The organism is Pedobacter sp. D749 (genome assembly GCF_019317285.1).
Taxonomy (GTDB): Bacteria; Bacteroidota; Bacteroidia; order Sphingobacteriales; family Sphingobacteriaceae; genus Pedobacter.
Window position 1 is genome coordinate 5,563,081 of the sequence record NZ_CP079218.1, and the last position, 23,688, is coordinate 5,586,768.

20 protein-coding genes are annotated in these 23,688 nt (G+C 37.7%); 15 read left to right on the plus strand and 5 right to left on the minus strand.

Going from position 1 to position 23,688, the window contains the following annotated elements; genetic code table 11:
* Window positions 1-22 precede the first annotated feature (22 nt).
* The 4 genes from KYH19_RS22925 to KYH19_RS22940 all read right to left on the minus strand — a co-directional run bounded on the left by KYH19_RS22925 (window position 23) and on the right by KYH19_RS22940 (window position 6,959).
* A complete protein-coding gene (locus KYH19_RS22925; protein ID WP_219076913.1) occupies window positions 23-1,228 on the minus strand; it encodes a PepSY domain-containing protein in 1,206 nt (401 codons plus the stop codon).
* A gap of 73 nt (window positions 1,229-1,301) precedes the next feature.
* Window positions 1,302-2,012, minus strand: a complete 711-nt coding sequence (locus KYH19_RS22930) for a DUF4198 domain-containing protein (protein ID WP_219076914.1) — start codon at window positions 2,010-2,012, stop codon at window positions 1,302-1,304.
* Window positions 2,013-2,078: 66 nt separating this feature from the next.
* Window positions 2,079-4,496 (minus strand): TonB-dependent receptor, encoded by a 2,418-nt coding sequence (locus KYH19_RS22935; protein WP_219076915.1) that lies wholly within the window; start codon window positions 4,494-4,496, stop codon window positions 2,079-2,081.
* A 24-nt stretch (window positions 4,497-4,520) separates the two neighbouring features.
* On the minus strand, window positions 4,521-6,959 hold the full coding sequence (locus KYH19_RS22940; RefSeq protein WP_219076916.1) for a TonB-dependent receptor: 2,439 nt from the start codon (window positions 6,957-6,959) through the stop codon (window positions 4,521-4,523).
* Window positions 6,960-7,428: 469 nt separating this feature from the next.
* On the opposite strand from KYH19_RS22940, the gene KYH19_RS22945 reads away from it, so the two are divergent.
* From KYH19_RS22945 to KYH19_RS22960, 4 genes are read left to right on the plus strand one after another with little or no spacing between them, the layout of a single operon-like run.
* Window positions 7,429-10,638, plus strand: coding sequence for a SusC/RagA family TonB-linked outer membrane protein (locus KYH19_RS22945; protein ID WP_219076917.1), 3,210 nt, complete (start codon window positions 7,429-7,431; stop codon window positions 10,636-10,638).
* 12 nt (window positions 10,639-10,650) lie between these two features.
* Window positions 10,651-12,168 (plus strand): RagB/SusD family nutrient uptake outer membrane protein, encoded by a 1,518-nt coding sequence (locus tag KYH19_RS22950; RefSeq protein ID WP_219076918.1) that lies wholly within the window; start codon window positions 10,651-10,653, stop codon window positions 12,166-12,168.
* A 27-nt stretch (window positions 12,169-12,195) separates the two neighbouring features.
* The gene (locus KYH19_RS22955) at window positions 12,196-12,882 is read left to right on the plus strand and encodes a hypothetical protein (RefSeq protein ID WP_219076919.1); all 687 of its coding nucleotides are present in this window, start codon (window positions 12,196-12,198) and stop codon (window positions 12,880-12,882) included.
* Between the two features lie 17 nt (window positions 12,883-12,899).
* Window positions 12,900-13,883: a DUF5007 domain-containing protein gene (locus KYH19_RS22960; protein ID WP_219076920.1), complete on the plus strand. Its 984-nt coding sequence runs from the start codon at window positions 12,900-12,902 to the stop codon at window positions 13,881-13,883.
* 113 nt (window positions 13,884-13,996) lie between these two features.
* On the opposite strand, the gene KYH19_RS22965 is transcribed toward KYH19_RS22960, so the two are convergent.
* The gene (locus KYH19_RS22965; RefSeq protein ID WP_219076921.1) at window positions 13,997-14,698 is read right to left on the minus strand and encodes a DUF4397 domain-containing protein; all 702 of its coding nucleotides are present in this window, start codon (window positions 14,696-14,698) and stop codon (window positions 13,997-13,999) included.
* A gap of 272 nt (window positions 14,699-14,970) precedes the next feature.
* On the opposite strand from KYH19_RS22965, the gene KYH19_RS22970 reads away from it, so the two are divergent.
* The 11 genes from KYH19_RS22970 (at window position 14,971) to argB (ending at window position 23,590) form a co-directional block, all read left to right on the plus strand.
* The gene (locus KYH19_RS22970) at window positions 14,971-15,513 is read left to right on the plus strand and encodes a hypothetical protein (RefSeq protein ID WP_193422163.1); all 543 of its coding nucleotides are present in this window, start codon (window positions 14,971-14,973) and stop codon (window positions 15,511-15,513) included.
* A gap of 364 nt (window positions 15,514-15,877) precedes the next feature.
* Window positions 15,878-16,579 carry a GNAT family N-acetyltransferase gene (locus KYH19_RS22975; RefSeq protein WP_121287544.1) on the plus strand — a complete coding sequence of 234 codons (702 nt, stop codon included), beginning with the start codon at window positions 15,878-15,880 and terminating at the stop codon, window positions 16,577-16,579.
* Window position 16,580: 1 nt separating this feature from the next.
* Window positions 16,581-17,771, plus strand: coding sequence for an argininosuccinate synthase (gene argG, locus KYH19_RS22980; protein WP_219076922.1), 1,191 nt, complete (start codon window positions 16,581-16,583; stop codon window positions 17,769-17,771).
* Between the two features lie 87 nt (window positions 17,772-17,858).
* Window positions 17,859-18,209: a cupin domain-containing protein gene (locus KYH19_RS22985; protein ID WP_219076923.1), complete on the plus strand. Its 351-nt coding sequence runs from the start codon at window positions 17,859-17,861 to the stop codon at window positions 18,207-18,209.
* Window positions 18,187-18,672, plus strand: a complete 486-nt coding sequence (locus KYH19_RS22990; RefSeq protein ID WP_255562505.1) for an N-acetyltransferase — start codon at window positions 18,187-18,189, stop codon at window positions 18,670-18,672. Before KYH19_RS22985 ends, KYH19_RS22990 begins: the two co-directional genes overlap by 23 nt.
* Before the next feature lie 2 nt (window positions 18,673-18,674).
* On the plus strand, window positions 18,675-19,658 hold the full coding sequence (argC, locus tag KYH19_RS22995) for an N-acetyl-gamma-glutamyl-phosphate reductase (protein WP_219076924.1): 984 nt from the start codon (window positions 18,675-18,677) through the stop codon (window positions 19,656-19,658).
* A 59-nt stretch (window positions 19,659-19,717) separates the two neighbouring features.
* Complete coding sequence (locus KYH19_RS23000; protein ID WP_132398163.1) at window positions 19,718-20,086, plus strand: four helix bundle protein; 369 nt, start codon at window positions 19,718-19,720, stop codon at window positions 20,084-20,086.
* 52 nt (window positions 20,087-20,138) lie between these two features.
* Window positions 20,139-21,287: an aspartate aminotransferase family protein gene (locus tag KYH19_RS23005; protein WP_132398165.1), complete on the plus strand. Its 1,149-nt coding sequence runs from the start codon at window positions 20,139-20,141 to the stop codon at window positions 21,285-21,287.
* A gap of 71 nt (window positions 21,288-21,358) precedes the next feature.
* Entirely contained in the window at window positions 21,359-21,664 is a 306-nt protein-coding gene (locus KYH19_RS23010; RefSeq protein WP_255562642.1) for a four helix bundle protein, read from the plus strand.
* Between the two features lie 29 nt (window positions 21,665-21,693).
* Window positions 21,694-22,665: an acetylornithine carbamoyltransferase gene (locus tag KYH19_RS23015; RefSeq protein ID WP_219076925.1), complete on the plus strand. Its 972-nt coding sequence runs from the start codon at window positions 21,694-21,696 to the stop codon at window positions 22,663-22,665.
* A gap of 94 nt (window positions 22,666-22,759) precedes the next feature.
* The gene (gene argB, locus KYH19_RS23020) at window positions 22,760-23,590 is read left to right on the plus strand and encodes an acetylglutamate kinase (RefSeq protein WP_132398169.1); all 831 of its coding nucleotides are present in this window, start codon (window positions 22,760-22,762) and stop codon (window positions 23,588-23,590) included.
* The last annotated feature ends 98 nt before the right edge of the window (window positions 23,591-23,688 follow it).

Sequence of the window (23,688 nt, forward strand, 5' to 3'; positions counted from 1 at the left end):
TTTATTAATAATTAGGATGTACTTATTTTTCCGCTATTGTGGGATTTTTTTTCTTTTTTCCTTTTCCCCACCAGATAATAAATCCGGTTATAGGTAAACTTGCTGCAATAAGACTGGCAAAAAATGCCATTATTTTTCCGGGAAGGCCTAAAATAGCACCAACGTGGATATCGTAATTCATGCCAATTATAGTTTCACCTCCGTTTTTTTCTGATTGGTTTGTTCTATGTAATAATTTGCCCGAGTACTGATCGAACTGTAAAATATCATAATTCCAGTAAGTTTCTTCACCACGGTAACCTGTGGCATAAATAGTTGCTGTACCGCCACCCGCCAGCGACATACCAATGCGGTCTTCGTTTTTAAAAATCTTTTTGGCCTGATCAAAGGCAATATCGAATGGAACAGCATTACTGGTTTTTGTTGAGTCAGATTTTATTTCTACCACTTTTGGTGGGGTAGTGGTTCCTGATGCGACAACATAAACTGCTCCCTGAAACCATTGAAAAGCCCACACCAGGCCCGTTAAAGCCAGCATCAGGGATATGATCATGACATAAAAGCCCAGTACATTGTGCATGTCGTAATTAATGCGCTTAAATTTGGCTTTCCACTTTACTTTAAAACTCTTATCGAAGTTCGATTTTTTGAGATTTTTTGGCCACCACATCACCATGCCTGAAATGAGCAGGAACACAAAAATAAAAGTAGACCAACCGATAACCTGTTGACCAACCGGATGATTGATCAGCAAACTCCAATGAATCATTTTAACTACTGCAAAAAACTCATATTTATGATCGGCCACCAGGGTTACTTTTCCTGTGTAAGGATTTACCAGTACCAGATCGTAATAATCAACTGAGTCGAAGTACCAGAAGGCTTTAGGATTACCAGCTTTATAAGTGCCAAATTCCCATGCTCGCTCCGGCGCTTTATAAGTAGAAATAAAATCAATTTTCTTTTTATTTCCCAATGCTTTTTCGGCATTGGTTTGCAGCAAACTTAATGGCAGGGTTTTAGGGTTTGACGGAACATTAACAAAATATGCTTTGCGGTGAATCAGCTCAGTAATTTCCTTTTGAAAAACATATATACATCCGGTAATGCCCAACATCAATACGATCAGACCCGATGCGATACCTAACCACAGGTGCAGCCAGTCACTGATCCGTCGTAACCGCGATTTTTTATTCTTTGATTTTATTGATGTTTTTGTTAGTGTCATTAGCAAGCTGAATAAAAAGAACCAATTAGGCTTTTTCAAGACGAATTGGCTTTAAATTTTGTAAAATTTACGACTACTTAACCTCAGTAGTATAAGTCACTAAATGCCAAACTTTGTCGTAATCTTTTCCATTTAATTTTCCAGGTGTTTTATCTTCTGTAAAGGCTTCCAGAAAATAATTTCCTTTTTGTTCTGGCTTGAAAGTGAATTTTCCTTCTGCATCGGTTTCGGTAGGCTGTGCTTTTCTTTCAGCATTTACAACCGTTAACTGCTGTTTTGCAAAAGGTGTTTTGTTATAAATTACCTGATGAATTGATGTTTCGCCTACACTTAAAGCATGTTTATCTGGTCTGATGGTTAGTGCTGCGGTAGCGGGGAAAGCGGTATTAATTTTTGCATTTCCTACTGCAACATCTGCAAAAGCATAATATTCAATTTTAGCTTTCTCATAAATGTCAGCAACTTCATGAACCACAGAAAGTTTATAAGTGCCTTCCTGATCTGGAGTGAAGCTTGCTTTAAAGAAACTTACATCGGCAGCAGTAGTTAAAACTTTCGTTGTTCCGTTTGGAGCAGTTACAACCAGCTTAAATTCTTTTAAGTTGCTAAACCATTTTGCGGCAGAATCAGGTTCGTTGCTTTCATATTCTCCGAAGAAAACTTTCACTTCCTGTACCTGCCCTTTTTTGCCTGTTGAAGCTGTTTCTATCCATAAAGCATGTGCAAATGCACTCGAAATGCTAAAGGCTAGAAATAAAAATAGTAATGAGATTTTAGTTTTCATGTTTTCTAGTTGGGTTTTAAAACCAGGAGAAACTGATCTGATCCAGCTTCTCCTGATTAATTTAATTTAAAATTTATAGGCTACGCTTACTCTGTAGTTTCTTGGTGCTTCGGCCTGCCATGAGTAAACCGGTTGGTTGTAAGTTGGGGCGTTCCAATAGTTGGTATAATACGCACCGCTGTATAAATACTTATCCAAAATGTTAAATACATTTGCAGTGACTTTTATTTTTTTATTCGACCAGAATAAACCTCCATCAAGTTTAAAATAGTCGGGAAGATTTTCATTTGCATTTTCTCCACTGTAGGTGCCAACAGCCCTGTCGACAAGATAGGTGAAGCCTCCTGAGATGCCGAATCCTTTAAGCACTCCGTTCTGTAATGAGTAGGTTAACCATGCGTTAGTGGTATGTTTTGAAAAACCCGGTACCACCTGACCAACAAAAACGCCTTCAACTCCATCTGCTGCCTTTGTTACTTTCGCATCGGTATAGGCATAGTTTGCAATTAAGTTTAATCCTTTGGCCAATTCGCCACGAACATCAAACTCTACGCCCTGTGCTCTTTTTTCGCCAATTACGATGCTAAAAGTTTCTCCTGCCTTATTGGTAGGATCCCCGGTAATCTCGTTTTGTTTGGTAATCCTGTAAAGGGATAGGGTGGTGTTCCAACGGCCGTCAAACCAGTCTTTTTTGATGCCAAATTCTTTATTGTTACCGGTAATGGGTTTTGCGGTACCAACATCGCGGAAAAAGCCGGTTTGTGGAGTAAAGGCTTCGTCATAAACCGCGTAAACAGAGGTGTTTTTATCAACTGATACACTTAAACCTACCCTTGGGGTAACATGCTTTGCTTTATCTGCCGGGCTTCCGTATGCCGATTGGTTAACATAGGTATAACGGCCGGCAAGGGTTAAACGAACAATATTATCGAAAAATCCTAATTCATCCTGCACATAACCACTCAGGTATTTTTGATCCATTAAACCGCCTGCTGCAATTGCCCTTTCTTCTAACGGAGTAACACGGTCGAAATTTGGATACCCGTTTGATGGAAAGCCATAATCAGGGTTATATACATTAAATGGAGAACTGGCCAGGTCTAAATCGTGAGATTGACCCCAATCGGCTATATAATTTTTCTTGCCCCCATCAAAACCAGCTAAAATCCGATGTGTAATACCTCCGGTTTTAACTGTTCCATTCACAAATAACTGCGCTAATTTCATGCTGCTTTCGGCATCCCATATCCCAACATTACGAATGATAGTGCCATTTGGATATACCGCTGATGGCCATGAACTTGTACCATTTTGTAGATATTTGTAATAAGCTGCCTGAGCAGTTAATTTCCAATTTTGACCTAGTTGTTGTGTTAGGTTTAATGTTATACTATGATCATTGATTCGGGTAGGCTGTACCCCAGGTTGTGTTAAGGTAAATTCTCTTGGTAAGCTGGCATACCCGGCGGTATTAAAAATGTAATAAGACCCCACTTCGGTCATTTTTGCATTTTGCAAAGTATATTCTGCTGTTAGCTTAGTGCCTGGCGTGATCTGATAGCTCAGTACAGGTGCAAAACTATAACGGTCATTTTTTTCGTATGGTCTAAATGAAGCTTTGTTTTGCGCCGCAGCGTTTAACCGGAATAAGAATTTGCCATCTGCTGTTAGCTTATGGTCAAGGTCGATTGTTGTCCGGTATAAATCAAAGCTTCCGGCAGTAAACGAAACCTCTCCCTGGTTTAAACCAGTAGGCTTTTTGGTTACCACATTATACATTCCGCTTGGATCGCCATTGCCAAGCATAAATCCGGCAGGGCCCTTAACAAACTCAATATGATCAACAAAACTCATGTCTTCCGTCAGTGGTCCCCAGGAAGAAGAAACTACATTAAAACCATTACGCATGGCCTGAATTTGTGATCCACGCATTAAAATATTGGTGTACATGTCTCCCCAGTGTTCAAGGCGAACTGCGCCGCTTACATTTCTGATCAATCCATCACTCATACTAATGATCTGCTGGTCTTTAAGGATTTGATTACTTACGATTTGAATGTTTTGTGGCGCCTCTAGTAATGGCTCGTTTAACCTAAGTGTAGCAGAAGGTAAGCTTACTTTGTATTTTTGATTAATACCTGCTATTGTAATTTCCTCCAGCGCCTGATCATTTTCTTTTAATACGAAATCGATAACTTTCGTTTCTCCTGCAGCGATTGTAACGCTTTTTTCTGAGGCATCGATACCAACTGCAGAAGCTTTAATTGTATAAGTACCGGCTTTAACACGGTGAATGGTATATAAGCCATTATCATCTGATGTAGTGCCCTGCCCCTTGCCCTTTAATCCAATTGAAATATAAGCAGCAGGTTTTCCGTTAGAGGTGGTAACCTTTCCCTTTATTGTTCCAAATTGTTGTGCAAATGAAAATAAGCTAAAGAGAGAGAGTAAGAACGTTAAGCCAATAGGTTTAATTTTATTCATTTTTTAATTTTATTGTTGTTTTTATTAAAATTTATAAGTCATGCTACCGGTAAAGGTTCTTAAGTCCTGTGGATTCATTGTGCTGTAGCCTGTCCAGTATTTTTGGTTGGTAAAGTTGTCTACTTTGGCACCAATCCTGAATCTTGGGTGATCATAGAATACTGATGCATTAAAGATTTCGTAAGCTGGCAATATAAATACACCCTGACTTAAGCTGTTTACAATTTTGTTATCGCTGGCGTAGTTACCACCGGCACCTAAACCAAAGCCTCTTAGCGAACCTGCAACAAATTTATAACTGATCCATAAGTTTGCAGCGTACGGTGAAGCTGAATAAGCATCTCGTCTTCCTTCAACATCAGCAGAAGCATTTTGTAAGTGGTTATCGTTATAGGCAAAACCCGCAATAATGTTTAAACCATTTAAAGGGTTGGCTACAATTTCGGCTTCTATACCTTTGCTGATTTTGTTACCATCCTGGATCTGGGCATTGGGATTACTGGCATCTTGATTATAACCCCTTACAATATCTTTTACTTTGATGTAATAATAAGATACCGATCCTGTCAGCCTACCATTAAACAGGTTGCTTTTAACACCGCCTTCTATTTGATTAGCTCGCTCTGGCCTAAACGCATCACCTTTATAATCTATGCCGTTAATGTTGTTAAAGCCGTTTTGGTAGTTAGCAAATAGCGATAACTGATCTTTAATAGGTTGAAATACCAAACCGAATTTTGGCGAGAAAACGGTCTGTTTATAGGCACCAACTGGTGCAGCACCCGCTCGGTTTGAATTTCCTTTGTTATCAAAACGGTCTACCCTTATAGCCGCCAAAGCAATTAACCTGTCTGTTAAATTAATCACATCAGAAGCATAAGCACTATAAGTGTTCGATTTAAAATTAACCGGATATTTAGAATAAGCATTAGCTGTATAAAAGGCAGCTAAATTGTGCTCGGTGAAATTATTATAGTTGGCACCGGTTCCGTTTTTGTTGGTTAGATCGAAAGTATCGATCGAGTAAAATAACTGATCAGAATTTTGGCGTAAATAATCCAAGCCCAAAACTAGTCTGTTCTTGATTGAACCCAGGTTAAAAGTACCATTAAAGTTTTGTTGGATTTCGTAAGTATAAGCCTTACTGTTGTCGGTAGATTGATCTGCCCTTGATATTAAATCGGCACCTGGAGCAGCTGTTGGATTGCCCAAGGGCGGATAATTGTTTGGAACTAAGAACAGATAAGTACCACGGCCGTTAGAAAAACTATAGCTTGATGAAAAACTGGTGTGTGATGACCAGTTGTCATTAAATTTATAATTGGCCTGACCGAAGAAATTTGTACTGTTATATTTTTGCTTCATTGCATCACCGGTGAAGGATTTATCGTAAGGTATGCCAGATTGATCAGCCCGATCAAATCCAAGGTCTTTTACCGGGAAATAGAAGAATACAAATGGTTTTAAGGTGTTTTTACCATTTGCAATTTCAGCATCAAAAGTAAAATCTAACTTATCGTTTACCTTATAGGCTAAACTCGGTGCAACAAAGAAACTCCTGTCAAATACATTTTCCTGAAAAGAGCCTTTGTAGTTATAAGATGCGTTGATGCGTGCATAAATATGGTTGGCTTTATCAATCGGAAAATTGAAATCGGTACTAACCCTGTTTAAATCATAGCTACCTGCCGAATAGGTAACCTCTCCGCCTAATCCTTCAAAAGGTTTTTTGGTGATGCGGTTAATCAAACCTCCGTAAGAGGTTAGCGTACTGCCGAATAAGGTTGCAGACGGACCTTTAATTACTTCAACACTTTCAATGTTTGCCGCATCGTTACGGCTGGTTACGTTACCTGCAATTCCGTTTCTCAGTTTCGATTGAACAATAAAGCCCCTTGATGCATAGTATGCGCCACCGTCGCCTCCACGGCCGGTTGATTCCCACATCTTTTGGATTCCTACTGCGTTACGTGTTGCATCGTCGACCGAGAATATCAATTGATCGTTAAATGTTTCTTTAGTAATGGTGGTATAAACCTGTGGGTTTTCTAAATTGCTTATTGGCATTTTAGATACATAATCGCTCTTTTGAGCGCCATATTTATTGGCTTTGCCTTTATTGATATTGACCTCACTAAGCTGATTTGAATTTTGGCTGATCACAAAATCAATTGTTTTGTTTTCTCCTGCTGTGATTATAACTGGTTTTTCTATGCTCTGAATGCCAACACCCGATGCACGGATGATGTAAGAACCAGGTTTAACTCTTTGTATTTCGAAAACACCTTTATCATTGGTAACATTTCCAAGTCCTTTTCCTTTTAAACCTACCGATATATAAGCAGCAGGTTTTCCATCAGACGTAGTAACCGTACCGCTAATCGTCGAGAACTGCTGGGCGAAAGAAATTAGGCTGATAAAGGTTAATAGAAATGTTAAACTGGATAGTTTGATTTTAAACATGGTAATATTTATTTGGATTAATTCTAAACAGTTGCAAAATAACGTTAGAAAATTGTATAATCCAAATTATTTTGAACTATTCTAAATAGGGTGAAATAGTAGGTGTTTATGGGAAGTTTTAGTTTTTGGAACTTTTTTGTGCTAAAAAAACAGTTTAACGTTTTAGCTGCTATTCTCATGCAGATTTTACTTGATATTTCTTTATTAAAATCTATCTGATAAGTAATTAGCTATCCCTATTCTAAAAATGACTGAAAATGTGATTTTATTTGATTTAAATATGCCGTTTGGTGCAATAGCGCCATGTTTTAAATTGCAAAAGTCAGGTGTTGAAGAGTTAAATGTTAATTAATGTTAATTTTTTAAGTTAAAATATGGTTTTAGTTAGCTAAAAAGCAGCTAAATAAGAGGTAAAAATGTTGATACTTTTAGGTTATAGTCAAACTAACTAACCACTAACTAATCATCAATGGAAAAAACTTCTACAAAACATTGCTATGTGAAATTTTTAACGGCAACATTATTTTATCTACTCATCCCCTGGCTGGCCTTCGCCCAGAAAACCATTAAGGGAACAGTTGTAGATCAAGCCAACAAACCCATACCGGGGGTTTCAATCATCGAAAAAGGTACCAAGAATGGCACCGCTACCAATGGTGATGGGAAGTTCAGCTTAACGGTACAAAATAATAATGCGATAATCACGGCCAGGATTGTAGGTTATCGTTCACTGGAAAAACCAGCATCCACAAGCGGTACATTAAACTTTTCTCTGGAAGAGGATAATAATACACTGAATGAAGTGGTTACGATCGGTTATCAAAAAATTACCAGAAAGAAAACTACAGCTGCGATTTCCAGTATTTCAGGTAAAGAGCTGGCTAACTTACCTGCGGCAAGTTTTGATCAGTTGTTGCAAGGTCGTTTATCCGGAGTAAACGTTCAAAACTTTACTGGTCAGCCGGGTGTAGCCCCTACAGTATCTGTAAGGGGTAACTCTACAGGTAGCACAGGTTACGATCAATATAATGTAGTGAGATCACCGCTTTATGTGGTAGATGGTGTTCCTCAATCATCTGACGATCTTGTTCCGCCAGGAACTGGTACGGGCACCAACTACATGGCCGGCCTTAATCCGAACGATATTGAATCTATTGATGTGTTAAAAGATGCCTCAGCAGCAGCTATTTATGGTTCAAGAGCAGCCAATGGTGTAATTTTAATTACAACGAAAAAAGGTGTTGGCGGCGATACAAAAGTAAGCTTTAACTCTTATTACGGTATGGTGCAACGTCCTAACTTAAGGCAGGCTACCATGGGGACTACAGAACGCAGGCAAAAAATGGAGGTACTTCAAAGACAGCTTAGTTACGATCAGCGTGTACAACTGCCCTATATACTCACAGATAGCTTAAATCCGGCTTTTAATGGCCATACCGATTGGCAGGATTTATTTTTTCAGACTGGTAAAATCAACGATAATAACCTGAGTATAAGCGGTGGGAGCGATAATGGAACAACTTATCGCTTTAGTGGAGGTTATTATGATGAAGATGGTATTGTAAAAGGAACGGGCTATAAACGTTACACTACACGTTTAAACCTTACCTCAAGAGCAATGAATAAAAAATTGATGATCAACCCAATATTTTATTATTCAAGTTCCAGCAGGGGTAGAGGAAACGAAGATCCAAACGATCCGTCCAAGCCTACTAAAATTGGTTCGGGGAATTTACCTTCCTCGCTTTTCAGCATATCTCCGGAAAAATTGGATTATTATGTAAGTAAAGATGGTGAAAACCTAAATAAAAATGTGGCAAACCAGTTTGGTGTAAATCTGAATTTATCCTATGAGTTCAGCAAAAATTTCACTCTAAACTCACAATCTTCTTACACTAATGACAACACCCGAAGAGATGTGAGCATGAGTAATGTGCTAAACAGTGGTTTTGGCAACAGTTCTTCCAGTTTCTCTTCGAGTGCAATGGGCTTAAGAACATCGAATTATCTGGCTTATAATGGTTCGATTAAAAAACATTCTTTTAGTGCGGTAGCCGGTCAGGATATTGAGTATAGTTTGTTTCAAACTACCCAGGCCAGTGGCTACGGTGGTGCATCAGATTATATTCAGACCGTTAGTGGTTTTAAACAGGAGAACATTTATGGCTATTCAAATTACATAGCACATGGACTAGTAGCTTATTATGGTCGTTTTAATTATGATTATGATGGCAAGTATCTTTTATCCGGAACAATACGGACGGATGGTTCATCTGGTTTTGGTGAAAATAATAAATATGGAGTATTTCCTTCCATTTCAGCAGGCTGGCTTCTTTCAGAAGAAAATTTTATGAAAAACTTATCCAATAACCCTTTCACGCTAATTAAAATTAGAGGAAGTTATGGGGCCACAGGTAATGAAGATCGCAGAAATGCTTATGTACAATACAACCGCTATCTTGTAAATAATGGTGGATTTGAGGGAAATGGGACTGCTAACGGTGTGTTCTACGGCATTACGGGAGCTACTTCTTACAACGGTGTTACCGCTATCACTCCTAATTTTGTAAATGGTGTTGCGCAGAAGGATTTAAGCTGGGAGAAATCTACACAATGGAATATCGGTACCGATATGGAAATTGACAACGGTAGGTATGCCATTTCATTCGATGTGTACAATAAAGAAGTAAAACAAAAGCTTTTCAATGTTGATTTGCCGGTTACATCAGGTTATAGTAATGCCTATACTAATGCTTTTGCAGTACGTAATGCAGGTATGGAGTTGACTTTAACTGCTAATCCTATCCGCAAGGAATTTAAGTGGTTTAGCTCTTTTAATATTTCCTACAATAAAAACCAGATCATGAGTTTGCCAAACGGTGGCCGTGACATTATCTTAAGTGGAGATCGATTTGATAAAACCCATGTGCTTTCTGTAGGTAGTCCAATCAACGCCTTCTATTTATACCGTACAAAAGGTGTATTTTCTACTTCAGCAGATATTCCTCAGAATCCTTATACGGGAGAACTATATAGAAATAGTAACGGAACGTTTAATGCAGGAGATTTTTATCTTGCTGATTTGGATGGAGATTATTTTCTGGATGTTTTCAATGATGGTATTAATCCGGATAAAGCGCCAGTTGGTGATCCAAATCCACGTTTTACCGGTGGTTGGACAAATAACTTTTCGTATAAAAACTTTTCTTTGGGGATTTTTGTATCCTTCACTTTGAAACGTGATGTATTAAATCTATTTGATTCAGATCGTTTTGCAAATTCTCAGGCTGGTGGAGCAGTAAACAATTTTGCCTACTTCTCAACACCGGATTTGGATCGCTTGAATATCTGGAGAAATCCTGGAGATCAGGCTGAATATGCCAAGTTCGACTTGGGAACCTATCGTTATTATTACACAGGCGCACAAACCTTCTTCCTGGAAAAAGGTGGTTATGCAAGGATCAGAAGCATCAATCTTGGTTATGATTTTAGCCCTAAACTTGTAAGGAAATTGGGTTTAAGTCAGCTGAAATTATACGCAATTGCTGATAACGTATATATGTTCCAGCAATCAAAAAAATTACCAGATGCAGAAGCCGTAAACGGATATGGGGAGTATAATGGAACAGGGTACCCTATTCCAAGAAAATATACGCTAGGTGTACAAGTTCAATTTTAATATCGTCAATAAATGAAAAATATAATCACAAAAATCGGTGTACTTATTACAATAGCTACGATGGTTACCGTAAGTTCCTGTAAAAAGTTATTGTATGAAGAACCTAAAGATGCACCTTATGAGCAAACATTCTGGCAATCATCCAGGGATGTTAAAAGTGCTATCGCTGGTAATTATGCAATAATGCGTAGTGCTATTACCAGTAAAAATAATCGTTATTTTATGTATGGTGATGCTATTGCCAAAAACTATTTTACGATACAATATGGAGGAGACGGTTTAGAAGGGATTCAGGGCGGAGATTTTACCTTTCAATACAATATCAATACGCTGGCAAATTATACGTTGTACTATAAAAGTATTGCGATGTCTAATCTGCTTTTGAAAAAAGTTAATGCCATGAGCGATGCGCAATTTTCAACTGAAGACGATCCTGCTCAATTCCGAAATTCGGCGATTGGTCAGGCATATTTCCTTCGTGCATTAAGTTACTTTATGATGGTGAGGGTATGGGGCGATGTACCATTGGTTACAGAGGTTTATGAAGATCCGATCAATGCACCTCAATTGCCAAGAAGTCCAAAAGCTGAGGTCATGAAATTGATTGAAAATGATTGCCACAAAGCAATTAATTTATTAAGCTGGAGTTATGCCAATACCGGAGACGCAAAGGTTACTGCAAATAAGGGCTCGGCATATGCCCTTTTAGCTCATTTGTATCTTTGGAGAGCAACAATGTCTGATGTTTCAGTTGATGCGCCTAATTTGACTGATGTAAATAATGCTGATACGACAATAAATACATTAATTAACAAGGGAGGTTATGCTTTAACAGATACGGCTAATTATAAAAATACTTTTATTGGTCGATCTTCAGAAGGAATATTTGAAATTAACATTAGCGAGAATACATTGGAAGGTTCTAATAGTTCTATAGGCGCGTATTTTTTAAATGAGAATTATATAAAAGGTAGTGGAAACAATCCTCGTTTTTACACCAATCCTTCGTATCTTAAAGATCATTTCAAAACCAATACCGATATACGTTATAAAAAGGGCTTTGACTTAACCAATCCGGATAAGCCAATGAGTGTAAAATACAGTAATGTAACGTACAGAAATCCTGGAGAGAAGTTAAACCCTTATCTGAGTAATAACATTATCATTTTCAGATTGAGTGATATGAAACTACTTAAGGCCGAGATTGCGCTTTACAAAAAGGATGCGGCTACAGCAGCTGGTATTATTAATGATTTCAGAAAAAGAAATGATCCAAATCCGGTATTAATCCCTGTCGGGAGCTCTGTAGATCAGGTAATGGATGAATATGCTTATGAGCGTGGTAAAGAAATGTACCTGGAAGGACATCTGTTTTATGATTTGCTTAGGACCAGAAGATACGGCCTCATTGTGGATTGGCTTACAGAAAGCAGGTTCAGAAAAGAAGGTTTTTATTGGCCTGTAGATCCTGCATTGTTTAGAAACAATACCTTATTGAAACAAACACCATATTGGTTGGGGAAAGTATAAGTTGTTTTTATTAGAGATTAAAAAAATATGAAAAATAATATATTAGTATATCTTTCATTACTATTACTGGCGCTAACGGCTTGTAAAAAAAATGATTATAAAAGGGATGGCGGCCCAAGTGATCCTAAAGTAAACTTAAGTACTTACGATTACTTAAAGTCTAACCGCAATTTCGATTCCTTAGTGAAAGTGATAGACAGGGCAGGTTTAAAAGAAGCTGTAAATGGTGATGTAACCTTTTTTGCAACAACAAATTATGGAATAGCAGAGTATGTAAAAGCCAAAAAATATCAGAAATCGATCGAACTTGGCGAGGAAAATTTTGATTTTGGTATCAAAGACATTCCAGTAAAGGAACTGAATGATTCGTTAAAGACCTATTTATTTGCGGGTAAGATCAACAGAGACCAGATGACAGTTGGTGGTAAACTTTATAATAGTTTATTGGGGGCTGTTCCAAATGTTCAATACATGATTAAATTAAGACGCTCTTATGACTACACAGAGATTGTTAATTATGTAGATTATGTAACTTATACTAAAGTAATCGGAACCCGTGATGATAAGGAAACGGATCAAAGTGCTATTCCCGACTCAGAAAAAGACAAGGCTGTGGATTGCCAGACATCAGGAATCATAACAACCACTGGCATTGTCCATGTATTAAATGGATATCACAGGTTGTTTTTTAATGCGCAATCGTTGGGCAATTAATTTAATCGCAATTAATTATGAAAATTAGATATATTTTAGGCTTATTACTCTTATCATTAAGTGTAATAGCATGTAAAAAAATAGTAAATGGCTTTCTAAGTGATTCCATTCGATATAAAGACAACAATATTTATGCAAAGAGAGGATTGCCTCTTTTTCAATCAGATAGAATTAATGCAGATGGTTCTACGCCACCGTTTACCTATAAATTGCTCAATTTGAGAAACGAAGATGGTTCCCCTGCGCCTGCCGAGTTCTCTAAAGAATATGAAATCACTGTTTTTAAAACTGGTGCCAATTTTGATCCTGAAACAGATGTAACCCTGGAGTTGTTAAATAAGAAAAGAGAGGTAGTTAAAAAGAAACCAATGGAGTTTAATGAGTTGAGTGGTCAGCTTACCTTTAACAAAGCGTCTGGTTTCTTACCCTTGGGAAGATATGTATATGATGTAGAAATGACGAATGGTACTGGTACTAAGTTGTTTCCTAAGCTAGCGACTATTAACGTGGTGGAGCCCGCAATAGATGATTTATTCGAAATTACTGATAATGTTGCTAATGCATTTAATGATGATACTGGTGTTGCGACACTTATGAAAAAGCCAACTATTACCTGTACAAAAATTTCATCTTCAGGTGCAAGAGCGATACTGAAAATGGTAGATAAGAACGGAAAAGTCTTTAATCCGAAAGCAGGAGAAATCATACAAAGAGGTGATCGACCGGTTTTTGAAAACTATGCAAAGTTTAACCCGGTTATAAAGACTGATACAGCAATGATCTGTGATTTTGAATTAGCGCCTTTTCCACTTACCAAATATGTAACACCAACAACAGATTGGGGATTTTTAATGTATTACCGTATTCCAAGCCAATTTGTAACTGTTGATGGTTTTCCTTCATCGCCAGGTTTTTCTGTAAACCCAAGGTGGTCTTGGAGACTTAAAATGGAAGGTACTTATATTGTAGAAGTTAAATTCCCTGATGTAACTAAAAAATAGAGGAGAATACCATTTTCCTGAAAGGAAGATAGTTCCTGTTTAATACAACTAAAAACGGCAATTTTCGATTTGAAAATTGCCGTTTTTATGAAAGGCGAATACTACAAATTATTTTATTTGATCGGAATAACCTGTAAACTTAGTGGTCGTTCTGTATCATTTGCAGGTGCTACCAAACCACCACAAATAATGTCATAATGATACCCTGCTGTAAAACTGGTACTCTCGGAAGTAGCTTTAACTGCTCCCGATGAAGTTTCTTTTGCATCCAATGTGTAAGTTCCGGCATCTACAGCAACGAAACCGCTTGCGTTTTTGTAAGCTTTATTGGTAACCAGCATGGTCGTTGCGCTGGTTTTTGCCAGATCCAGAGCAGGGGCATCAGGCGATAAGTTAATAAAACGGATGTAAGCTTTATCGGTTGATGGGATAGAAAGGTCATCACTAATGGTATAAACATCCAATGCAGCAGGTTTATTAATCAAATAAGAAGAGTAATAGGTGCTTGCATTCAAGGTAATCGTTTTGGTTAATAAGCTCTCGGTACTGCTGGCCGTTGTAAATTTTAAACTGTAAGCTTCAGCTGCGTAGGAAACATAATTAACAGTGCCTCCAAATGGTAAAGCTGCTGAATTAACCATATTACCGTTAAAATAAGCATTGTATGTTGCCAAAGATGGTGATGCATTGATTATCCTTAAATAAGAGATGATAGGATCGGCAGTTTCGGTTTTTTTACATGAAGTTAGTGCGGTGAAAGCAATTAGAACAAATAAAGTGATCGATTTGAAATGAAATGTGGTAAAATTCTTCATTGGTTTAAATTTTATTTAATATTTAAGGAGTACCCATAAAACGATAGTCAGACCGCATTCGCTACAGGCATGTAAATATTAGATTTAAGCAGCATAGAAGGATGTTAAATGTTGTTAAACAGATGTTAAAATTATTAACGGAATGATGAAGGTGAGATGAAAACAAAAAATGGAATTAACTGTTCATATGGAGTTTACATAAACGTTTAATAATTTTAATGTTAAATAACACTTATAAGTTTAATTTTGATTAACCACTAAACCTTTTAAAAATGATAAAGAACATCTCAAAATTAGCAATCATCTCTGCTGGCGTATTTGCATTTTCTTCTTGCAGCAATTCGTCAAAAGATAAACCGGCGGATACAACCATTACTAAGACAGAAACAACAGTTAGTATTCCGGCGAAAGAAGAAAATGCGCCTGACGGTACTGAATTCACTGTTTCTCCTGATAGCGCAATATTAGGTAAATCAAAAGAGGCGTTAGTTAAGGTTACTTCTGCATCATCTATTGATTTAAAAGATGCAGAAGGAAAAGCGACAGGTGCAGAGTTGACAATTAACTTACAGGTAACAAATAAAAGTACCTTAGAAGCTAAGAAATTTTTTGCCGTATCGAGCTCTGATGCAAGATTAGAATTGGATAATGGAACTTCAATAACGGGAACAGAGCGTTCAGGAAGTACCAATCCTGAACCTGAAGCATCATCACAAGCGGTATGGTCGTTTCAGCTTCCACCAAATTCCAGCCCTAAAAAATTAAATTTCTTTTTGGACGGAACGAGGGTTTCAGTCGGCCTATCCAAAAAATAACAAATCAAAGCCCCGAAATTTCGGGGCTTTTTCTTTTCCCGTAATAATTATAAAAATGTAAAAAAGTTAAAAAATATTGTGTAACTCGATTTTTATTTAAACCTTTGCACCTCAATAGAGTTAAAGCCGTTTTAATACGCAATAAATGATTAAACAGATTTTATGTAAACTTTCAGTTTCCTCAACACAAATGGTGTCTGGGAAAGGCTTGTTTATTAATCATTTTCAACCCGTATTTTATTGTCCCGCAAGCCGGCAAAATTTCACTCCACGTATTTAGTACCTACGCTAAACGTAACGAGGAATTGATCCTCTCTAAAAACCCAATTAACAAGAATACTTATAATTTTTCGTTAGAAAACGAATGGATATTAACGAATTTATAGTGCAGGTTGCACTTCCTGAACATCGTGTATTTGCAGAAGAAATAGTAACCGAGATGGCCGAATCGGCAAAAGCTCGTGGAACAGGCATTGCCAAGCGCTCGCCTGAATACATTTCCAATAAAATGCAAGAAGGTAAATCGGTTATTGCTTTCAACAAAGATGGTTCCTGGGCAGGATTTTGCTATATCGAAACCTGGAGCCACGGCCAGTTTGTAGCCAATAGTGGTTTGGTAGTAAGCCCTAAATACCGCAAAGCCGGATTAGCAAAAGCCATTAAAAATGAAATTTTCGGTTTATCGAGAAAGTTGTATCCAAAGGCAAAAATCTTTGGTTTAACAACTGGTTTAGCGGTGATGAAAATAAATTCAGACCTGGGTTACGAACCAGTAACTTACAGCGAACTTACCCAGGATGAAGAATTTTGGAAAGGCTGCCAGAGTTGCGTAAACTTCGAAATTTTAAAAATGAAAGAACGTAAAAACTGCATGTGTACTGCCATGCTTTACGATCCGGCTGAGAAAAAACACGAAGTAGCTAAGCAATTTGCTGAAGAACTGCAAAAGAAACCTAAGTTATACGAGCGCTTTATGCGCATTAAACAACGTTTAGTTGTTAAACCTAAGCCCAAAACAGGCTTAAAAGCCCTTTTATTTTTATTTACCTTTTTATTTAATAAATAGCATGAAAAAAGTTGTTTTAGCATTTAGCGGAGGATTAGATACCTCATTTTGTTGTATTTACCTAGCACAGGATCGCGGATTGGAAGTTCACTCGGTAATTGTAAACACCGGTGGTTTCACTGATGAAGAATTGCAGGAAATTGAGAAAAGAGCATATGCTTTAGGCGTAAAATCTCATGCTGTTGTAGATGAAACTGAAAGTTATTATGAAGGTTGTATTAAATACCTGGTTTTTGGTAACGTACTAAAAAATGCAACTTATCCATTATCGGTTAGTGCAGAGCGCGTAAGTCAGGCTACTGCAATTGCAAACTACGTGAAAAAAATCGGTGCAGATTATGTGGCTCATGGTAGTACAGGTGCAGGTAACGACCAGGTACGTTTCGATATGATTTTCAATATCCTTATTCCAGAGGTTGAAATCATTACGCCAATCAGAGATTTAAAACTATCCCGCGAAGCGGAAATTGAATATTTAGCACAACATGGTGTAGAGTATAGCGCTGAAAAAGCAAGATACTCAATTAACAAAGGTTTATGGGGAACTTCAGTAGGAGGAAAGGAAACTTTAACTTCTCACGAAACGTTACCGGAAAGTGCCTGGCCAACCCAGGTTTCTGAAACCGAATCGCGTAAAATTGAACTTACTTTCGAAAAAGGTGAACTGGTAGCGATTGATGGTGAAACATTAGCACCTGTAAGGGCAATTCAAAAATTACAGGCCATTGCGCAACCTTTTGGCATTGGTCGTGATATCCATGTGGGTGATACCATCATTGGTATTAAAGGTCGCGTAGGTTTTGAGGCTGCTGGTCCTATTATCATTATCAAAGCGCACCATACTTTAGAAAAACACACCTTAACCAAATGGCAGTTAAGCTGGAAAGAACAATTATCATCTTTCTATGGCAACTGGTTACACGAAGGCCAGTTTCACGATCCGATTATGCGGAATATTGAGGCTTTTTTAGCTGACACCCAAAAATTTGTGAGCGGTAAAGTGTTTGTTGAATTGTTGCCATACCGTTTCCAGATAATTGGTATTGAATCTAACCACGATTTAATGAGCAATAAATTTGGTAGCTACGGCGAAATGAACAACGCCTGGAGCGGAGAAGATGTTAAAGGTTTCTCTAAAATATTTGGTAACCAGGTAATGATCTGGCACAAGGTGAATGGTGAAGAAGCCTAGTTTTATGTAAGATGTATGATGGAAGAGGTAAAATGTAAATCCATATCCTCTCTTGATACTTGGTACTAACTACTTGATACTTAAAAAATGAGCGAAATCCTTTCTAAAGATAATTGTTTAAGCCACTATAAATGGGGCGATAATTGTGATGGATGGAATTTTGTAAGCAAGCCTGATGCAGTAATTAAACAAGAGTTAATGCCGCCTCAAACTGCTGAGAAATTACATTTTCATACTTATGCAGAACAGTTTTTCTTTATATTGAAAGGGAAGGCAACATTTTTAATTGAAGGCGAAACATTTACTGTTGACACCAACAAAGGTTTACAAATTAAAGCGGGCGATAAACATAAAATTTTGAATGATGGCGTAGATGATTTAGAATTTATACTTTTTTCCTATCCATCAACCCAAAATGACAGAACTGATTGTGAATAATATAAAGATAAAACAAATAGGATTAACAGAATCCCATCTCGTAGTTGGACTGTTTAACCAGTATCGCATATTTTATAAACAGTTTTCAGATATCGGCATGGCCAAAGCTTTTATTGATGAGCGCTTGCAACATAATGAATCGGTCATTTTTATAGCGATAGACGAGGATACTGAAAAATCGGTGGGTTTCACGCAGTTATATCCTAAATATTCTTCAATAAGATTAAGCAAAAATTGGATTTTGAACGATCTGTATGTTGATGAGGTTTACCGCAAGCAGGGAATTGGCGAAAAGTTGATTAAAACTGCTATGGATTTTGCCAAAGCCAATGGATCTACGTTTGTACAATTGGAAACTGCTGTAGATAATTACACCGCACAGCACTTATACGAAAACATAGGCTTTGAAAAACAAGGCAATGACGAAGAATTTTTTCTTTATAAAATAGCATTAAACTCATAGAGATGAATAAAATTAAAGCAGGAATAATTGGCGGGGCGGGTTACACTGGCGGCGAAATGCTGCGTATTTTGGTTAACCACCCAAATGTTGAAATTGCTTTCGTAAATAGTACCAGTAACGCCGGAAACCTGATCTCAGATGTACATACTGATCTGATCGGTGATACAGATTTAAAATTTGTAAGCGATATTCCACAAGATATTGACGTATTATTTTTATGTGTTGGCCACGGCGATGCTAAGAAATTTTTGGCTGCTAACCCAATCAACGAAAGCATTAAAATTATAGATTTATCTCAGGACTTTAGGTTACATGAAAAAGCTAAATTCGAAAACCGCGAATTTGTTTATGGATTGCCAGAACTGAACCGTGATAAAATTAAAGCAGCTAAAAATATTGCAAACCCGGGTTGTTTTGCAACTTGTATCCAATTGGGTTTGTTGCCATTGGCCGCTAAAGGCTTGATTCAAAATGAGGTTCACATCAATGCTACTACCGGATCTACCGGTGCGGGACAGAGTTTATCTACTACTTCGCACTTCAGCTGGAGAACTAACAACCTTTCTATTTATAAAGCTTTTGAGCATCAGCATTTAAACGAAATCAGCGAGAGTTTGTTGCAGTTGCAACCCTCACTATCTGAAGCTTTAAATTTTATCCCACAGCGTGGTGCATTTACCAGAGGTATTTTAGCTGCCATGTACCTGGAAAGTGATTTAAGTTTAGAAGAAGCGCAAAACATTTACGAAGATTATTATAGTGCTCATCCTTTTACGCACGTAAGTCGGAAAAATATCGATCTAAAACAGGTCGTGAATACCAACAAGGCATTGGTACATACAGAAAAACATGATGGCAAATTATTTATCATTAGTATTATTGATAACCTGTTAAAAGGTGCCAGCGGACAAGCGGTTCAGAATATGAACTTAATGTTCGGCTTAGATGAAACAGCGGGACTTAAGTTAAAAGCAGCCAATTTCTAGGCAGAGGGCAGGAAGGCAGAAGGCAAAAAGGTCTGGATTCAGATCTAAAATTTAAATGTATGAGAGATTATCAAAAACTAGATGTTTGGAAAAAGGCTCACTTATTTACTTTACAGGTTTATAAGGAAATCCTCCCTATAATGCCTATTGAAGAAAAATTTGCTTTAACCCAACAAATTCGGCGGGCCACCTATTCTATCCCTTTAAATATTGTAGAAGGAAGCGGTAAAAACACAGATAAGGATTTTGTCCATTATCTTGATAATGCACTTGGCTCTACAAAAGAAATAGAATATACTTTTATTCTCATCCGTGATTTAGCTTACATCAGTTTAGCGGTTTATGAGGCTGTGAATAAAAGTGTTAATGAAGTTAAGGCGATGTTAATCGCATTTATTAAATTTTTGAGAGGCGGTGGAAAAGGTTAGGCTATACAAACCCTCAACCTTCCGGCCCTCAACCTTCAAACCTTATTAAAAAATGAACTTATTCGACGTTTACCCACTTAACGATATAGAAATTACCAAAGCAGCCGGCAGCAATGTTTGGGATGCTAACGGACAACAATATTTAGATTTGTATGGCGGTCATGCTGTAATTTCAATCGGGCATACTAACCCACATTATGTAAACCGTTTAACTGATCAGTTAAATAAAGTTGGTTTTTATTCAAATTCAGTAAAAATTCCTTTGCAGGTACAACTGGCACAGAAACTGGGCGAAGTATCAGGCAAAAAAGATTTCCAATTGTTCCTGTGTAATTCGGGAGCTGAGGCAAATGAAAATGCTTTAAAACTGGCTTCATTTTACAATGGAAGAAAAAAGGTAATTGCTTTTACGGGGGCTTTCCACGGACGTACCTCTTTAGCGGTTGCCGTAACCGACAATCCTAAAATTGTAGCACCGGTTAATCAGACCGAAAATGTAATCTTTTTGCCTTTCAATAATGAAGTCGCTTTAGAAGAAACTTTCAAATCACAGAGTAATGATATTTCAGCGGTGATTATTGAAGGTATTCAAGGCGTTGGTGGCATTAAAGAAGCCTCTAAAAGTTTCCTTCAAAAAATACGTTCACTTTGTGATGAATATAATGCCGTTTATATTGCCGATAGTGTTCAGTGCGGTTACGGACGTACAGGGTCGTTTTACTCGCATGATTACTCAGGTGTAGAAGCAGATGTGTATACGATGGCAAAAGGAATGGGTAATGGATTTCCGGTAGCGGGAATCTCAATTGCACCGAAATTTAAACCTTGGCACGGAGAGTTGGGTACAACTTTCGGTGGTAACCATTTAGCTTGCGCTGCGGCTTTAGCTGTTTTGGAAGTGATGGAAAAAGATAACCTGATCAAAAATGCTGAAGAAGTTGGGAACTATCTCATTACTGAATTAAAGAAATTTGAGCAGGTGAAAGAAGTTCGTGGCCGTGGCTTAATGATTGGTATCGAATTGCCAGAAGAACTTGCCCATGTTAAAAAGGAACTTTTGTTTAAGCATTTTATTTTTACTGGGGAGGCAAAACCCAATGTAATCCGTTTATTGCCGGCATTAAATTTAACGAAAGCACATGCTGATGAGTTTTTGGTAGCTTTTGAAAAAGCGGTAAAAGGCGTAGGGTATAAGGTTTAAGGTGATGAGAGACTATAAAAAACTTGACGTTTGGAAAAAAGCACATGAATTAAATACTTATTAAGAAGGATATTGCTGTTAAATTTCCAAAAGAAGAAAGGTTTGAATTAACGTCTCAACTTACTAGAGCATCATTATCTATTCCTTTAAATATTGTTGAAGGATGTGGGAGATTTACTGATAAAGATTTTGCCCATTTTTTAGATACTGCGTTAGGCTCAACCAATGAAATTGATTATTGTTGTTTATGTGCCTCAGAATTAAAATACATAAGCGAAGAAGAATATTTAAAAGTTAACCAAGCAATTAATGAAGTTAGGGCAATGCTAATTTCTTTTTTGAAATTTTTAAGAGCGGGTGGAAAAGAAAAACCTTAAACCCTACACCTTAAACCTTATACCTTAATATGAAACTTTTCACTTCCGTACACGATGTCCCAAGCATCAAACAGTTTGTAAATGATGCGCTTGCATTAAAAGCGAATCCTTATGCGCACCAGGATTTAGGTAAAAACAAAACCTTAGGTTTAGTTTTTATGAACCCAAGTTTACGTACCCGCTTAAGTACCCAAAAAGCGGCCTTAAATTTAGGTATGAATGTGATGGTAATGAACATGGATAAAGAAGGTTGGGCATTAGAAACGCAGGATGGAGTGGTAATGAATGGCTCTACTGTTGAGCATATTCGTGAAGCTGCTGCGGTAATGGGCCAGTATTGCGATATTTTGGGCTTGCGTTCTTTTCCAAAGCTGAATAACCGTGAAGAGGATTATAGCGAAGATTTCTTCAATAAATTTGTGAAATATTGTGCAGTACCTGTGGTGAGTTTAGAAAGCGCAACACGTCACCCTTTACAAAGCTTCGCCGATATTATTACCATTCACGAAACCTGGACAAAGAAACCGGATGGCCGAAAACCTAAGGTAGTTTTAGCCTGGGCACCCCACGTTAAGGCATTACCTCAGGCGGTGCCAAATTCTTTTGCAGAGTGGATGTGCAAAGCTCAGGCAGAAGGAATGATCGATTTTACCATCGCCCAGCCAGAAGGTTATGAACTTTCCAATGATTTTACGCCTAATGCCGATATTCAGTATAATTTGGAAGAAGCTTTAGTTGGTGCTGATTATGTGTATGTGAAAAATTGGAGTAGTTATAAAGAGTATGGGAAAGTATTAACTTATCCTGATGGCTGGATGATGAACAACGAAAAGTTAAAATTCACAAATGATGCTAAAGTGATGCACTGTTTGCCTGTTCGTCGTGATCTGGAATTATCATCAGAGATTTTGGACGGACCAAATTCATTGGTTATTCACGAAGCCGGAAACCGTTTATGGGCAGCACAGGCGGTAATTAAAGCGATGTTGGAGGAATTGTAAGTGATGTCCCTTTGCCTGGGTTTGTGTCCTCACGAACCGAAATTATTAACTATTAATATGGTTCGTGGAGACACGAACATGGTAAGAATAAACTATGAAACAACTCACAATCATAAAAATCGGTGGAAACGTAATCGATAATTCAGAAAACCTTCATCAGTTTTTGCTGGATTTTACTGCATTGCCGGGAGATAAAATTTTGGTTCATGGTGGCGGTAAAATTGCAACTGAGCTTGGCGAATCGCTCGGCATTGAAGCCAAAATGGTTGAGGGCAGAAGAATTACCGATATTGAAACATTGCGGATTGTAACCATGGTTTATGCCGGACTGATCAATAAAAATATGGTTGCCCAGCTACAGGCCAAGGGTAGTAATGCTATTGGTTTAAGCGGTGCTGATGGTAATGTGATCAAAGCAAAAAAACGGCCGGTTAGTACCAAAACTTATGGTGCGGATGCGGGACCAATGGCAGGAGCCGTAATTGATTATGGCTTTGTGGGTGATTTGGATGAAAATTCTGTTTCTTCAACGACTTTAGATAGTTTGCTTCAGGCCGGATTGGTTCCTGTTTTATGTGCCATTACACACGACGGTGCTACACAACTTTTAAATACCAATGCCGATACTATTGCATCTTCTGTTGCGGTGGCGATGTCTGCTTTATATGAAACACGTTTGGTATATTGCTTTGAGAAAAAAGGTGTACTTAAAGATGTGAATGATGACGGTTCTGTAGTGAGAGAAATCAAAGCTGATGAGTTTGAAAGTTTAAAAGCAGATGGAACGGTGCAGGGTGGAATGATCCCCAAATTACATAACGCTTTTGAAGCAATTAAAAAAGGAGTTTCGGCAGTATACATCGGTAAAGCCGATGAACTTTCTGAACTTGCAGAAGGCACTTTTGGAACCAAGATGCTGAAGTAAGGTTTGAGGGAAAAGAGGTAGAAGGTAGGAAGGCTGAGGGTGTAAGGTTTTTGGTTAAGTGCATAAACTCATCGCTAAAAGATTTTAACACCAAGATA